Origin of the sequence: Bacillus gaemokensis, from assembly GCF_001590835.1 — a bacterium.
Lineage (GTDB): Bacteria > Bacillota > Bacilli > Bacillales > Bacillaceae_G > Bacillus_A > Bacillus_A gaemokensis.
Genome location: NZ_LTAQ01000008.1, coordinates 38,802 through 54,796 on the forward strand (window position 1 = coordinate 38,802; position 15,995 = coordinate 54,796).

The 15,995-nt window shown below is 34.9% G+C and carries 14 protein-coding genes; 9 read left to right on the plus strand and 5 right to left on the minus strand.

Annotated features, from left to right (window positions below):
• Nucleotides 1–49: 49 nt before the first annotated feature.
• Both AZF08_RS09755 and AZF08_RS09760 read left to right on the plus strand, forming a co-directional pair.
• Nucleotides 50–1,375, plus strand: a complete 1,326-nt coding sequence (locus tag AZF08_RS09755) for a GntP family permease (RefSeq protein ID WP_033676273.1) — start codon at nt 50–52, stop codon at nt 1,373–1,375.
• Between the two features lie 208 nt (nt 1,376–1,583).
• Nucleotides 1,584–1,775, plus strand: coding sequence for a YjcZ family sporulation protein (locus AZF08_RS09760; RefSeq protein ID WP_033676274.1), 192 nt, complete (start codon nt 1,584–1,586; stop codon nt 1,773–1,775).
• 52 nt (nt 1,776–1,827) lie between these two features.
• Here the strand turns inward: AZF08_RS09760 and AZF08_RS09765 are convergent, their stop codons facing one another.
• The 5 genes from AZF08_RS09765 to AZF08_RS09785 all read right to left on the minus strand — a co-directional run bounded on the left by AZF08_RS09765 (nt 1,828) and on the right by AZF08_RS09785 (nt 8,362).
• Nucleotides 1,828–3,798 (minus strand): FtsX-like permease family protein, encoded by a 1,971-nt coding sequence (locus tag AZF08_RS09765; protein ID WP_033676276.1) that lies wholly within the window; start codon nt 3,796–3,798, stop codon nt 1,828–1,830.
• Entirely contained in the window at nt 3,795–4,547 is a 753-nt protein-coding gene (locus AZF08_RS09770) for an ABC transporter ATP-binding protein (RefSeq protein WP_033676278.1), read from the minus strand. Before AZF08_RS09770 ends, AZF08_RS09765 begins: the two co-directional genes overlap by 4 nt.
• A 20-nt stretch (nt 4,548–4,567) precedes the next feature.
• Nucleotides 4,568–6,544, minus strand: coding sequence for an ABC transporter permease (locus tag AZF08_RS09775; protein WP_033676280.1), 1,977 nt, complete (start codon nt 6,542–6,544; stop codon nt 4,568–4,570).
• A 94-nt stretch (nt 6,545–6,638) separates the two neighbouring features.
• Nucleotides 6,639–7,664, minus strand: coding sequence for a sensor histidine kinase (locus AZF08_RS09780; protein WP_033676282.1), 1,026 nt, complete (start codon nt 7,662–7,664; stop codon nt 6,639–6,641).
• A 2-nt stretch (nt 7,665–7,666) separates the two neighbouring features.
• The gene (locus tag AZF08_RS09785; RefSeq protein ID WP_033676284.1) at nt 7,667–8,362 is read right to left on the minus strand and encodes a response regulator transcription factor; all 696 of its coding nucleotides are present in this window, start codon (nt 8,360–8,362) and stop codon (nt 7,667–7,669) included.
• A gap of 205 nt (nt 8,363–8,567) precedes the next feature.
• On the opposite strand from AZF08_RS09785, the gene AZF08_RS09790 reads away from it, so the two are divergent.
• From AZF08_RS09790 to AZF08_RS09820, 7 genes are all read left to right on the plus strand, one after another.
• Entirely contained in the window at nt 8,568–8,840 is a 273-nt protein-coding gene (locus AZF08_RS09790) for an autorepressor SdpR family transcription factor (RefSeq protein WP_033676286.1), read from the plus strand.
• Nucleotides 8,837–9,487 (plus strand): SdpI family protein, encoded by a 651-nt coding sequence (locus tag AZF08_RS09795; RefSeq protein ID WP_033676288.1) that lies wholly within the window; start codon nt 8,837–8,839, stop codon nt 9,485–9,487. The genes AZF08_RS09790 and AZF08_RS09795 overlap by 4 nt, the downstream gene beginning before the upstream one ends.
• Before the next feature lie 27 nt (nt 9,488–9,514).
• A complete protein-coding gene (locus AZF08_RS09800) occupies nt 9,515–10,150 on the plus strand; it encodes an SdpI family protein (protein WP_033676290.1) in 636 nt (211 codons plus the stop codon).
• 227 nt (nt 10,151–10,377) lie between these two features.
• Entirely contained in the window at nt 10,378–11,094 is a 717-nt protein-coding gene (locus AZF08_RS09805) for an ABC transporter ATP-binding protein (protein ID WP_033676291.1), read from the plus strand.
• A complete protein-coding gene (locus tag AZF08_RS09810; RefSeq protein ID WP_033676293.1) occupies nt 11,084–12,658 on the plus strand; it encodes a putative ABC transporter permease subunit in 1,575 nt (524 codons plus the stop codon). Before AZF08_RS09805 ends, AZF08_RS09810 begins: the two co-directional genes overlap by 11 nt.
• 453 nt (nt 12,659–13,111) lie before the next feature.
• Complete coding sequence (locus AZF08_RS09815) at nt 13,112–13,882, plus strand: ABC transporter ATP-binding protein (protein ID WP_033676295.1); 771 nt, start codon at nt 13,112–13,114, stop codon at nt 13,880–13,882.
• A complete protein-coding gene (locus tag AZF08_RS09820; RefSeq protein ID WP_033676297.1) occupies nt 13,869–15,818 on the plus strand; it encodes an ABC transporter permease in 1,950 nt (649 codons plus the stop codon). Before AZF08_RS09815 ends, AZF08_RS09820 begins: the two co-directional genes overlap by 14 nt.
• Nucleotides 15,819–15,995 lie beyond the last annotated feature (177 nt).

Sequence of the window (15,995 nt, forward strand, 5' to 3'; positions counted from 1 at the left end):
CCTCTTGGGTTTTAATGGGAACGTTTTCATATCGAAGGGGGAAGTGGATATGGATATATACTTATTAATCATTACTTTGCTTGCAATCGTCATTGTAATAGTAGGAGTATCATGGTGGAAATGGCATGCGTTCATTAGTTTAACAGTTGCTTGTATTTTTTTGGCAATTATGTCCGGGGTATCTTTAACTAAAATTGTTACTGCCTATGAAATTGGTGTTGGAAGTGTACTAGGGCATTTAGTTGGTATTTTAGCGCTCGGTACAATTCTAGGGAAAATGATGTCAGATTCAGGTGCTGGTATGCAAGTGGCAGATTCCTTTATTCGATTCTTTGGTGTGAAGAAATTGCCTTGGGCAATGCTCTTTGCCGGTTTTATAATCGGGATTCCAGTATTTTTTGAAGTTGGGATTGTTATCTTATTACCACTTGTTATTTCAATTCGGAAAACAACGAAACAAAACATATTATTAATTGCTTTACCTGTAATTGCAGGTTTATCTATCGTACATGGGCTTGTGCCACCGCACCCAGGTGCAATGACAGCAATTGGCATTTATAATGCGAATTTAGGAAAAGTGCTCCTTTATTCATTAATCATTGCTTTACCAACAGCGATTATCGCTGGACCACTGTTTGCAAAGTGGGTGCATAAACGAGTGATTCCGGAAGGGGAACCTGAATTGATTCGTGTGACAACAGCATCTACAGATTTACCAAGTCGTAAAGTTTCATGCTTTATTATCTTATTACCTGTATTACTAATGGTTTTATCAGTTATTGCACCGTATACTTCATTACCAAATATAATGTCTGAATTTTTAGTTTTTGTAGGAAGTCCAGTTATTGCTTTACTTATTTCTTGCTTTGCGGCATTTTATTTACTAAGTATGCGCCAAGGAATCGATAAAAAGATGATTAAAAAATTAACCGATGAAAGCTTGTTACCTGTTGGCTCCATTATTTTAATTATTGGTGCAGGCGGAGGGTTTAAACAAATTTTAATTGAGAGTGGTGTAGGAACTTCCATTGCTCAAATGTCAGAGCACTTATCGTTATCACCAATCGTGTTAGCCTTTATGGTTGCAGGCTTAATTCGAATTGCTACAGGTTCAGCTACAGTCGCATTGACAACGGCAGCTAGTATTGTTTCACCAGTAATTGAACATATGTCAGGTGTGAATTTAGAATTGCTCGTCATTGCGACAGGGGCAGGGTCATTAATGTTTTCACACGTCAATGATGCTGGGTTCTGGCTTGTAAAAGAGTATTTGGGGTTAACAGTCAAAGAGACGTTTAAAACGTGGACGGTACTTGAGACATTATTGTCATTTATCGCATTTGGATTTGCACTATTGCTTAATATGTTCATATAAGGTAAGGGGTGGCTCTTTAAGGGCATCCTTTTTTTTGCTATTTCCTCATTCCGTTGCTATATAGTGAACGGTCTTTTAAGCGAAACAAGCCTGTTTTTTGAAAAAACAAGCTCCCGATTTGCCCTGAAAACATAATATAAATGGAATCCCCTCATTTAGAACAAGGTTAGGATCTTGTTACGAATGATACTAAAGGAGGAATAGAGCAATGAGTGAAAATTGCGATAACAGAGGGCATGGCGGACACGGCAGGCACGGATGTGGCGGCGGCTTTGCGCTTCTAATTGTATTGTTTATTTTATTGATTATCATCGGTGCTAGCTGCTTCGGCGGTGGAGGCTATGGTGGCGGTTGTTGTTACGGCGGCGGATATGGCGGATATGGTGGATACTGCTGCTAACACTTAAAAACTATTGAAAATAGCCTTGTGCATGCGCACAAGGCTATTTTATTTACAGTTTAATGTGTTGTGATAATTTTTTTATATAGAGAGAACGGATTAGGAAAAAGAAAATGATCTCTATCATCCCAAATAAAGTGAGTACAAATAATAACTCTTTGAGTAAAGAAATTGCGAGCATGTTTTGTAAAAATTGAATGGCGAATATGGTGTGGACAGCGGCAATTACATAAGGTACGAAAAATAAAATGGCCAATTGGATTGTTGCGGAACGGAACATCTCAGATTCTGTTAATCCAATCTTTGTAATGGCAATATACTTTTGTGTTTCCCTTGTTAAATCATTATACATACGGAAGTACAAAACACTCGCTGCCCCAATAAAGAAAATGATGCCGAGAAAAGTTCCAATAAAGAAACTAGAAACATTACTCTTTTTACTGTATGCTAGCGCATCACTAGATGTAGTAAGTCCAAATGGAATCGTAACATGGTGCGATTCTGAATTTCTATTTTTAAATAAATTGTTTCGGTCTTGATCTATAAGATTTACTATATTTTTGGTAGGAATCAGAGTGTCTTCCCAATTTTCAACAAGATAGTTATATATAGTCATGGTTTCGATATGTGGAATCATGTTATCAAATACGGTATCTTGTATCACAGTTGTATGAGGAAGAGCATATTGTGGCTCGACACCGTGCTTTAGAAAACCTTTAATATAAAATTCTTTTTTATTAGATTCCAAAGTAAAGGTTTGCTTTTTTGCAAACGGATTGGTTATTAAATTTAATAGCGTTGGTGAATATCTAGAGATGCTAAATGCTTCGTTCCCATCTAACTGAATTTCTGGCTTTTTTAATAGTTTAGCTAGTGTATTATAATTACTCATTTTCATAATAACAATATCTTCTTCTTGAACTTTATCTTTTAAAACTTTAAATTTATATTTTTGATATTGGAATTGATGATTTGTAAGTTCTTGTTCTATTGTAGCAATATGTTGTTGTTCGAATGGATTCTCCTGATTAGATGTATATGTGAACGGAACAGGATATTGTTCGAGAATAGATGCTTTTGTGTAATTATTCGTAGCAAAGAGCGGTGTAATAATTGTAAAAGCAAGTGCAGATAGCATGGTAACAATAAAGAGCATATTAATATTGCCACGCGTACGTGCGACTAAATCTGAAATCCATAACATATTTATTTGTTTCATATAAAGTTTTCTTCTCTTTTTTAAAACAGATATAAAGAGAAGCAATGTTTGAGAAAAGAATAAATAGGTTCCAATTGTTACAAGTGGCAAAATGGATAATATAATGAGGTACACAGAACCATCTTCTACATTTTTTTCAGTAACATACCCTTGCGGATATCCAGCAATATAATAGCATAGTGCTAAACAAGCTAAAGCAAACAAAGAAATAAGAATCGAAGGTCGTTTTTCTTTGCTTTGTTTTTGATCTCCTTTAATAAGACGAACGGTTTTACGTGTATGAATAAATGTCGGTGTGAACATCGAAACGATTAAAAATAGAATGATAAATATTACCGTTGTGGTGAAAAATGCTTTTGTTGGCCAATATAAATAGAGCCCTGCTGCACCTGTTAATTTGGACGTAACCAATAGAAAAAAGTTAGAAAAAACAAGGCCAATTTGAATGCCGGAAAAAATAGCCAATAGTCCAATTATCATATTTTCTATAAAAATAAGTCGTTTTAATTGTTTTTTGGAAATACCGAGAATGGTCAAAATACCAAATTGTTGTTTACGTACGTTTAAAAATGTTCCAATCGAATACAGTAGAAAAAAGAACGAGAACATGACGATAACAAACTGCGCCATACCAATTAGGCTCATCAGTGGTCCTTGTTCTTTTAATCCTTGTAAGCGTGGATGATATGCATATATAGTAAATGAAAAGAAAACCATTATTGAAAATGCACTACTTACAAAATAAGCAAAGTATGCTTTGGAATTACGAACGACATTTTTAAATGCAAATTGCCAAAATGTCATCCACGTCTTCCCCCTAGTAATGCCAGTACATCTAATATTTCTTGATAGAATTTTTCACGATACAATCCGCGGTGTAATTCATTATAGAGCTCACCATCTTTAATAAAAATAACACGGTTGCAATAACTAGCAGCAAAGGGGTCATGTGTCACCATTAAAATAGTAGCCTGTTCTTCCTTATTTAATTTTGTAAATAACTCCATGACATCGATCGCAGATTTAGAGTCTAGATTTCCTGTAGGTTCATCGGCAAGCAAGAGCGATGGATTATGAATAACGGCACGTGCTACCGCGGTACGCTGCGCTTGGCCACCAGAAACTTCAAAAATCCGCTTATCTAAAATGTGATCAATCCCAAGTTTCTTTGAAATGTTTTCGAGTTTTTCGTCCATTTCTTTAAGAGGAACGTTGTCTAATGTTAATGGGAGTACAATGTTTTCACCAATTGTTAATGTATCTAGTAGATTAAAGTTTTGAAAGACAAACCCTAATTCTTGGCGACGGAAAACGGCAAGTTTTTCTCGGCGGAATGTGTGTGGCTGTTTACTATTAATAAACACTTCTCCAGAAGTAGGAGAATCAATTGTTGAAATTACATTTAAGAAAGTGGATTTTCCGCTCCCTGAAGGACCCATAATTGCAACAAATTCCCCTTTATCTACATGTAAATTAATATTTTTTAAAGCGGTATGAGGGACTTTGCCCTCATACACTTTCGAGACATTTTTAATGTGTAATACTTCTTCCATAAAAATCACCTTTCTATTTCTTAAAGCTTAATATGTTGCGATAATTTTTGCATATATAGTGAACGGATTAAAAAGAAAAAGATAATTTCAACCGCTCCGAAAATCGTAAGAACAACTATAATTTCAGCCAATAATGATAGACCTAGGATGTCTTGTAACATTTTTGTGGCAAACATCGTATGAATGGAGGCCATAATATATGGGACAAAAAATAAGATCGCAAGTTGAATCGTGGCTGAACGCTTCATTTCAGATTCTGTTAAACCAATTTTTGTAATGGTAATATATTTTTCTTGTTCATTTGTTAGGTCCGTATACATTCGGAAGTAAAGTACACTGCCAGCTCCAATGAAGAAAATGACACCAAGGAACGTACCGATAAAGAAGAATGAAGCGGCGCTTAATTTAATTTCGTATAGTGAATGACCAGCTTCCTCCATCATAAATAAAGGTTCTTTAGATGCGATACTACTTCGATCTTTTATTAATTTATCAGTATATTCTGCGGCGATTACATGTGTCTTTTCCCAGTTTTGTACTTGAAAATTATACAGTGTCATATGTTTCATGCTATTTGATAAGGAATGTACTGTATCATCAGATAAAATTAGTAACTGTGAAGTCAGGCCAGTTGGTATCAAGCTAAAAGTTTTATAACCCTTTACATGAAATGGAATGGGATTTTGAGAAAATGTAACGGTTTTTATTTTGTCCATTCCTTCCATAACACCTAATATGTTTTGATACCCATGTCCAGGTAGTAAGTATGTTTCATTATCTTTTACAAAGAGGTGTTCGAAATTTAAAGCAGTCGCAAGTTTGTTATAATCACTTTGCTTTAATACGTATACTTCTCTTTCATAAGGCGTAGCTTCATCCTCTTTCAATGATACGGATACGGCATATAGATCTGTTTTGAACGTTTTGTATGCAAATTGTTCTTCAGTAAGTCGCTTCTCTAACCAGTCCATATGTTGGGAAGCAAGTGGATTGGCATCGTATGAAATATAGGTGAATGGGAATGGCTTAGTAGTTGCAACATCGAGTTTCATAAATTTCCCGAATCCATATAAAAATGTAATCATTGTAAATGCAAGAGTAGATAACATTGCGACAATAAACAGCATATTAATATTTGTCCGAATGCGGCTTGCTAAGTCTGAAATCCAAAGCATGTTAATACGTTTCATATAAAATTTTCTTCGTTTTTTCAGTATACGAATGAGCAGAAAACTAATTTGAGAAAAGAAAAGATAGGTTCCCATTGCAACAAGAGACGGAATAACAAAAATACTAGAAACAATGTATATAGACCCTATTTCCATACCGAGTGATAAAAAGTATTTTGGATTACCAGCTAGTACATAACCTGATAATAAACATATGGAACCGAACAAAGAAATCAAAATAGATGGCTTTCGTTCCTTTTGTTTCACATTTCCTTCTTTTAGAAGACGTACCGCTTTTCTTGTTCGAATGAGCATAGGAGTGAAAGCTGATACAACGATAAAGAGTCCAAGAAAGATTGTCGTTGTTAAAATGATGGCCCATGTTGGCCAGTATAAATACAATCCTGGTACATGCGAAATTTTCGCTGTTACCAATAAGAAAAATTGCGAAAAAACAAGTCCAAATTGCATGCCAAAAAAGATAGATAATATACCGATTAACATATTCTCCATGAAAATAAGGCGTTTCAATTGCTTTCTTGATATTCCTAAAACGGTTAAAACCCCAAATTGTTTTTTTCGAACTTTTAAGAAGGTGCCGATGGAATAAAGCAAGAAGAAAAAGGAGAAGAACACAATGACTACTTCTGAAAATATCATTAATCCTGAAATTGCATCAACCGTACTAGAATTCTGTAATCGCGGATGAAATAAATACACGGCAAACGAAAAGAAAATGGCAATGGAAAACGCACTACTCACAAAATAGGCAAAATAAGCCCGAGAGTTTCGTGTTACATTTTTAAATGCAAACTGCCAAAATGTCATGATGTATACCTCCAAATTGAAGATATAGGTCTTGGCTTGTTGCAAAAAATGTATGAGAGTGTGTTCTCATACATTTTGCTGAAATATGTTATATTCATACTTCTGTCACCTTCCTGGAATTATCATCTGCTTGATTGTTTGCAGCATTATGGAAGATGATCTTAATGCTAGTCCCTTTGCCTACTTCAGAGTCTAACTTCACGGAATGACCTAAATAAGAGCAAATTTTACTTACAATATAAAGCCCCATACCAGTCGATTCTCCAAAGGTACGGCCATTTTTTCCTGTGTAAAATGGTTCGAATACTCTTCGAACATCTTCCTGCGGGATACCAACACCTTCATCGCGAACTTCTAAGATAATATCTTTGCCGTTTCGATAGGCAGATAAGAAGACTTTCTTTCCACGTTCGCCAGAATAGCGAACAGCATTGGTCATTAATTGATAAATGATGAATTTAAGCCACTTTGCATCAGAAGCAACCATAAGGTCGGAATGAACTTCTAGAACAGGGAAAACGCCATTACGAATAAAGAGTTCTTTTAAACCATTAATATTTTTCGTTACAGCATCTTTTAGTGAAATTGTTTCGACATGGAAGTCTTCATGGAAGTTATTGAGCCTCGCCATATATAATGCCATATCAAGTCCTTGGTTTAATCTTTCTAATTCTTTCTTAAACTTAGGGATTAAATGCTCATCTTCCATTTCTAGTACCATAAGCTGCATAACAGAAACGGGTGTTTTCATTTGATGCACCCAGTGGTTAATAAATAACTGATGTTCTTGTTGTTTTACTTCATATGTCTGCAGTTCTTTTTGGAACAGGCGATATTGCGTACGAACAAGCTCGTTTACACCGTGCGGCATAGGAGCAGTGGCTCTTTCAATAAACGCATCTTCCATTTTCTCTGGTGGCTCGCTTAATCTGTGATACATTCTTCGATTACGAACATAACGATAAGCAAGGAAACAAATAAATAAATATAAACTTAATACAATAAAATAGAACTTATTGTTTTGGAATCCATCGACTGCATCATATAGAATAAAAATGATACCGAAGTTCAGTGCATATAATACAAAAAATGCAAAATGATCACGCAAAAATAACTTCATGTTTATTCACTCCAAGTTGCGTTAAAACGATACCCTAATCCACGTACTGTTTCAATGGCGTTTTCAATACCAAGCTCATTAAATTTCTTACGAAGACGTGTAATGTTTACGTTCAATGTATTTTCTTCAACGAAGCTTTCATCATCCCACAGTGCAGCTAATAAATCTTCACGGCTCGCTGTGCGTGGGAATTTAGATAATAGCATTTCTGCTAAAATTGCTTCCTTTTTTGTTAGAAGAACTTGCTCAGTTCCAAAATGGATTTCTGGTCGCTCTGGATATAGTTTTAATCCTTCTACTTCTACAATACGCTCTGAAATATTTGGTGCATAATCCCCATAAATACGTCGTAATTGCCCTTTGATTTTCGCCATGACAACATCGTAATGGAATGGTTTTGTAATATAATCATCCGCACCGCTCTCAATTGCCATGATTTGTTCCATTTCCCCAGCGCGAGCTGAAATGAAAATAATTGGACAAGTAGATTCATGACGGATTTGACGGCACCAGTAGAAACCATCGAATTTTGGTAAGTTTACATCTAATAGAACAAGGTGTGGTTTCACCGAGTTAAATGATTCCATAATATCATCAAAGTTCTCGGTAACAACTGCATCGTAACCGTATTTTTGAATATGAGATTGTAGTAAAGATGAGATATTTGGATCGTCTTCAACGATTAAAATTTTATACATATATATTCCTCCTAAAAAACAATTGTAGCTATAGTGTACCATGTGTTTCCTGTCTTTTCATTATGTTGAAATGGGCGCTAGTAAACAGTATAGGTCAAAAGTGGAAAAAGTAAAAAGGGTTATGAATATAATTGACAATATGTGGTTTTTGTTTTAACATTTAGATAAATATCTAAATGTCTAATTGGTGAAAGGAAGAAAGACATTGAATCAAGCATTTAAAGCATTAGCAGACCCAACAAGGCGAAAAATATTAGATTTATTAAAGGAAGGCGATTTAACAGCCGGAGAAATTGCCGAACAGTTTAATATGACAAAACCAAGTATTTCACACCATTTAAATGCACTCAAAAACGCTGAGCTCATTCAAGATGAAAAAAGAGGGCAATTCGTTGTGTATTCCTTAAACACAACTGTTTTTCAAGATTTATTAACATGGGTGTTTACGTTTACGAATAAAGGGGGAGAAGAGAAGTGAAGAAGCATGTATTACCGTGGATTTTCATTATTGTTGTCGCAGTTGGATGGTATATCGCTTGGTCTTATTTACCAGAGAAAATTCCGCGTCATTACAACGTTGAAGGGACGGTCGACGGATACTTTTCTAAAGTAGAGGCAGTCTCTGTTTCAATGGGAAGCATGATACTGTTTTATGTTATATGGATATTTATGGGGAAAATTGATTTAAAGAAGGGGAATCATAAACAGCATGCTAAAGCACTTTCTGTGACAAACCATGCTATTCTTTTTGTTGTTTTTGGATGTAACATATTCGCATTGTTAGCTTTATCTGGATACATTGTTTCAGGCTCAATAGCATTTAATTTTGGATTAGGGACGATATTTCTTGTACTGGGTAATTATATGCAGCAGACAAAGCCAAATGGTTTTGTGGGAATTCGAATGTATTGGACATTAGAAAATCCAGAAGTATGGCGTAAAACACATCGATTTTCTTCAAAGGTATTTGTAATCGGGGGAATATTCATGTATGTTGCTGCAGTATTTCCTGATCCTATTAATATGTTTAGTGCGGTTGGAACTATATTATTATGCGTTATTATCTCAACGATAAAATCATATTCCATTTATAAAAAAGAAATAGAGTTAGACGGAAAATATTAAAAGATTGAATAAGGGGAGTGCGCAAGAATGAAGAAACATATTTTTGCAATCATATTAATTCTTACAACATGTCTAGCATGGGCAATTTCTTGGCCTCATTTACCAAATACAATTGCGACCCATTGGAGCGGCGGGACTCCTGATGGATTTTCTTCTAAATTATATGCCATGATGTTCATGGTAGGTATCATGATTGGTTGTTACGTATTTCTAAATGTTTTACAAAAGATTGATCCAAAGAAAGAAAACTATGAAAAGTTTTCTAAAGCTTTGATGATGATAAATAATGGACTAATGGTTGTTTTATTTATAGGGAATATCGATATTATTACAAACGGTTTAGGATATAACGTATTTATTAATCGGGTGCCAGAATTATTTGTCGGTATTTTATTTTTAATCATTGGCAACTATTTACCACAATGTAAACCGAATTTCTTCGTTGGCATGCGTAATCCATGGACACTCAGTAATGAGGAAGTATGGCGCAAAACACACCGTTTTAGCGGAAAAGTATTTGTAGCTTTAGGAATTATCATGATCGTAAGTATTTTTGTGCAAGCTGATTGGAGATCTTATATGATGCTTGCAATGATAGTAGTTGCCGTGTTACTGACGAATTTATATTCTTACATTTTATATAAGAAGGAAATGCAATTGTAAATAGAAGGAATCGCTTTTTAGGGCGGTTTAGAATTGATTATACGTAGTAAGGATAAAGTCTTATTACGTATAATTTCGGGTTTTTAGTCTGAATATTCAAAAAATATTTTGAAGAAATTCAATCTTGATATTTGATATTTGATTATGAGTAGGGATGTTAGAGGAATGGAGCACAGGAAAAGGTTAAGCTGATTCTATACTAGTGAAAATCGTTTGGGGGAGAGCATATGTTAGAAATAATCAATTTTAGCAAAACATACAAAGGTGGTAGAAAAGCAGTAGATCATTTGAATCTAGTTGTTCAAGCAGGAGATATTTTTGGATTTATCGGACATAACGGTGCGGGAAAAAGTACGACGATTAAATCGCTAGTAGGTGTTATAGATTTCGAGGAGGGCGAGATTTTTGTTGATGGACATTCAGTGAAAAAGGATCCTATTGCGTGTAAGAGAGTGATGGCATATATTCCTGATAATCCAGATTTATACGAGCAATTAACCGGAATTCAATATTTGAACTTTGTTGCCGATGTTTTTGAGGTGTCTGCAAAAGATAGGGAAGAACGGATAAAGAAATACGGGGATGATTTTGAGATTACAGCGTATTTGGGAGATTTAATCTCTTCCTACTCACACGGTATGAAACAAAAAGTAGCAATTATATCGGCAGTTTTGCATCATCCCAAATTATTAGTTTTGGATGAGCCTTTTGTTGGGCTTGATCCGAAAGCGGCCATCGTACTTAAGAATATTATGAGGGAACTTTGCGGATCAGGCAGTGCGATTTTCTTTTCTACCCATGTATTAGATGTGGCAGAAAAATTATGTAATAAGATAGCGATGATCAATAAAGGAAAACTAGCAATATCAGGGGAAGTAAAGTCTCTCATAAAGGAAAATTCATTAGAAGAGCTCTTTATGAAGGTACTTGCTGATGACAAATAATACGCTAGCTCTTTTAAAAATTCGTCTTATAACGCAGCTAGGCCTAAATACTTTTAAATATGAAAAAGATAAGAAAAAGAAGCAGAATAAAATTTTAATTTCAGTATCTATTGCCTTTGTTGGTGTCATGTTGATGGGATATTGTGGGGGCACAGCATATGGATTGATAAAACTTGGAATAGGAGAGGTCATTCCGGTCTATGCATTCGTTATTAGCAGTGTATTAGTTTTATTTTTCACTATGTTTAAGGCAAATGGCGAGATTTTTGCTTTTAAGGATTATGAGTTTGTGATGTCTTTACCGATTCGTGTAAGTACTGTTATTGCTAGTAGATTTTTGTATTTATACGTACTAAATACACTCTTTTCAATCATAATTATGCTTCCAATGGGCGCTGTTTATTGTATATATGAAAAGCCATCAGCTTTTTTCTACTTGATGTGGTTTATCACTCTGTTTACAGTATCTTTAATTCCAACAACAATTGCAGCAGTTTTTGGTGCATGTATTACGGCTATCGCCTCTAAATTTAGACATGCGAATAAAGTCACTACCATTTTAAGTTTCATGGCAATTATTATATTTGGATTTATTATGTTCAAACAGGGAAATACAAAATATAGTTTTACTAATCTTGAAGGGATTGGGGCAATTGTTTCAGAGGAATTAGCTAAAGTGTATCCATTAGCTACCATTTTTCAAAAAGCAATTGTTGATGCTAATATGGGAGCTTTTGTTCTTTTTGTTGGGATATCAGTTATTTGGTATTATCTTTTTGTAAAAATACTCTCTTTGAAATATAAGCAAATCAATACAGCTATTTCTACGTATCACATGCATTCAAATTACAAAGTTGATCGTATGAAAAAAGAAAAAGTATTGATTGCATTATATAAAAAAGAACGGAAGCGTTTCTTTTCTTCCACAGTATATGTGATAAATAATGGTATGGGAGTTGTGATGGCAGTTGCCGCCTCACTTGCAGTGGTTGTAGTAGGGCCAAGTCAATTAATAGGGTACCCTGGAATCGAAACGATTTTGCAAAGGGTTGCACCATTTGTGCTTTCAGCAATGATTTCGATGACATGTACATCATGTGTGTCATTGTCGTTAGAGGGGAAAAACGTATGGATTATCAAATCATTGCCTCTTACACCTAAGATCATTTATGACAGTAAGGTTCTCATGAACCTTTCGCTGAGCCTACCTGCATCGGTTATTAGCGCTATACTTATGATTATAGGTTTAGAGCCGGATATTTGGACTTCTATTTTAATCGTAATTACTCCCATCACATATTCATTTTTTTCAGCGATATGGGGTATTTTTATTAATAATCGATTTGGTTATTATGACTGGGTGTCAGAAACACAAGTGGTGAAACAGAGTGTGGGATCTGTTCTTGGCATGTTTGGAGGCATGATTATGGCTGTCATTCCAGGCTTTTTAGCAGGTGCGGTTATGATAGGGGACTATAGGGTATTTACTTTTGTAGTTGTTGTGGTGATTTCTGTTATTACCATGTTACTGTACAACAATGAGTCTAGAAAAAGTATAAAGTGAAATGCTTATAAATACAAATTGAAAAACCGACATAAACCTTTCCGTTTAGGTGGGAGAGAGCATCCGGCCATGCATAGAAACGGTCAGATCCTCTTCCTGCCCCATGCCGAGTTAAAACACAGAGAGAAAACAAGTATAGGTCACCTTTTGATCTTCATAGCAGCGACTTATATGTTGGAAAATCAAAAATGGATATAGATAAAGCACTCATCTATAAGATGGGTGCTTTTTTTTACCTTACAGAATTGTAATGTTCATGTAAGGAGAATGAATAGATGGTATGTTATCCCAATGTTATAGTAACAAAGTGGTTATTTCGTGAAGTGAAATTTATGTTTCTTCTGCTAAGTGGCCTTACATAACTGTCATGTTTGTGTAAGAAACATCGATAGTGGCAAAAGTAGAAGTTAGATATAGTGAAAATAGAGAATAGAAGAAGAGAGGGATATAGATATGAAAACAGTATTAGAAGCGAAACATATAAAAAAAGTATATGATACGGGTGGAAATAAATTTGAAGCGTTAAAAGGTATTAACTTACAAGTTCAAGAAGGCGAATTCGTTGGAATTATGGGACCTTCTGGATCGGGTAAAACGACTCTTTTAAATGTGCTTTCGACGATTGATAATGCAACGAGCGGTGAAATTTTAATTGATGGAAAAGACATTGTGAAAATGAATGATGATAAATTAGCATTATTCCGCCGTGATCATTTAGGGTTCATTTTCCAAGATTATAACTTATTAGATACGCTAACGGTGAAAGAGAATATTGCGTTGCCACTTGCGTTATCTAAAGTGAAAACAAGTGAAATTGATCGCCGTGTTCTTGAAATTTCGAAGAAGTTTGGTATTGATCATATTTTAAGTCAATATCCATATCAAGCATCTGGTGGGCAGAAGCAGCGCTGCGCAGCATCTCGTGCAATCGTTACAAATCCAAGTATGATCTTTGGAGATGAGCCAACGGGAGCACTTGATTCAAAATCAGCGACAGATTTATTGGAAAGCATGAAATCATTAAATGAATACGATAATTCAACAATTTTAATGGTAACGCATGATGCATTTGCAGCAAGTTATTGTAAACGCGTTATCTTCATTAAAGATGGCGAGTTATATAAAGAATCGCACCGCGGGGAATTAACTCGTAAACAATTCTTCCAACAAGTAGTAGACATGATGTCCACAATTTCTGGAGGTACAATGGATGACGTTATCTAGTATTGCCCTCCGCAATATACAGCGGAATTTTAAAGATTACTTTCTATATTTTGCTTCAATGATTTTCAGCATCGTCATTTATTTTACATTTAAGGCGCTCGAATATAACTCTCAAATGGAAAAAGCAGCGGAAGGCTCTAAGAAAATTAGTGGAGCATTCCAAGTATCCAGTGTGATGCTGATTATTTTCGTAGCGGTATTTATTATATACTCTAATGGATTCTTTACACGTAAACGTAAAAAAGAAGTTGGATTATATTCACTGCTTGGAATTCGAAAAAAACAAATTGGTAAAATGTTATTTTATGAAAATATGCTAATGGGATTCGTATCATTAGTCATCGGGATTGCAATTGGTAGTGTACTTTCGAAGTTATTCCTTGAACTATTAGTAAGCATGATGGGACTGAACTTAAATGTTCACTTTGAAGTGCCAATGTCCGCAATTATTGATACAGCAATTATCTTCTTTGTGATTATTCTTTATACATCACTTCAAGGATACCGTTTAATCTATCGCTTTAAATTAATCGAACTTTTCCGTGCGGAGCGTGAAGGAGAATCAATGCCAAAAGGATCAATGATTATGGCTTTGATTTCAATCTTCTTAATTGGTTCTGGTTATTTCTTATCACTTACATTTATGAAGGCTGCTAAATACGCTGACTTTATGATGGTTGCTTTTTACATCCTGCTTGCAACGGTACTTGGTACATATTTACTGTTTACATTTTTTACAGTATTTGTACTAAAACGAGCGAAATATAAGAAATCATCTTTCTATAACGGTATGAACATGGTAATAACGTCACAACTATTGTACCGTATTAAAGGCAATGCAAAATCTCTTGCGACAATTGCAATATTAAGTGCGGTAACATTAACGGCAGTTGGTACGTCCGTTACGATGTATTACAACACATTTACCCAAGCCAAGGAATTTGCACCGCATAGTTATTCGTATGAGAAAAAAGGCACAGCATTAGATAATAAAGTAAATACAATTCTTGCTGAAGAAAAGAAAAATCATCCCGTCACAGATCAATTTGAAGTTGAGATGATTCCTGTTAAAGGGAAATTTGAAGGGAAACAAGCAGATATGCTTGGAAATACTCATTATCGAATTACTGAGCAATACCAGCTTATCTCCCAATCAAACTTTACTAACATTGCAAAAAAAATGAATATAGATGTAGTAGATGTGGAAGCTAATGAAGCTTTTGTATATGATAATTCATATATTGAAGGGCATGAGTTTAGCATTGACTATAAAGGGAATAAAGCAGTATTCCCGATTGGAAATGAAACGAAGACGCTAACAATTAAAGGTACAGGAAGCAGTAATATTACGAACTTAGGTGAGTTATTTGTAATTGTTCCAGATCAAGTATATGAAGAGGCGAAAAAAGTAGCTGGAACACGCGTTGTAAAAAATATTGATGTTAAAGATGAAAGAAATAGTAAAGTTTTAACAGAAAAATTAGCAAAAGTAATGCCGGCTGGAAAATCTGAATTTGAAACACCATTCAGAGACTTTTACACTGGTTTCCATATGGGACTTGAAGCAACAGGCTTAATGATGTTTATCGGTCTATTCCTAGGCTTAGTCTTCTTACTCGCAACAGGTTCTATCATTTATTTCAAGCAGTTAACAGAAGCAAGTGCGGATCGCGATCGCTACGTAGTACTTCGTAAAGTCGGAGTAACAAAAAAAGAAATGAAGAAGGCGGTTGCAAAACAAGTAAGTTTTATCTTCGCAATTCCATTAGTAGTAGGGATTTGCCACAGCTTATTTGCTTTAAAAGGTTTATCAACATTAATGCCATATGAAATACTGATCCCATTATTAATGAGTATCGGTGTGTATAGCGTTATTTATATTGGATATTACTTCTTAACAGTTCGTTCTTACTATAAGATTGTGAGCGCGAAGTAATGAAAGAAGCAGCTATTGTTATAGGCAATAGCTGCTTTTTTATTTATATGTAGTACTGTTACAATATATCTTTCTCTTCTTAAGAAAATGTTAAGAAACCTCCTCGGTATTTGTTAAGAAATGATAGTTATACTTAGAGCCAGGTTACAAAATACCGAATGAACGGAGAGAGGATAG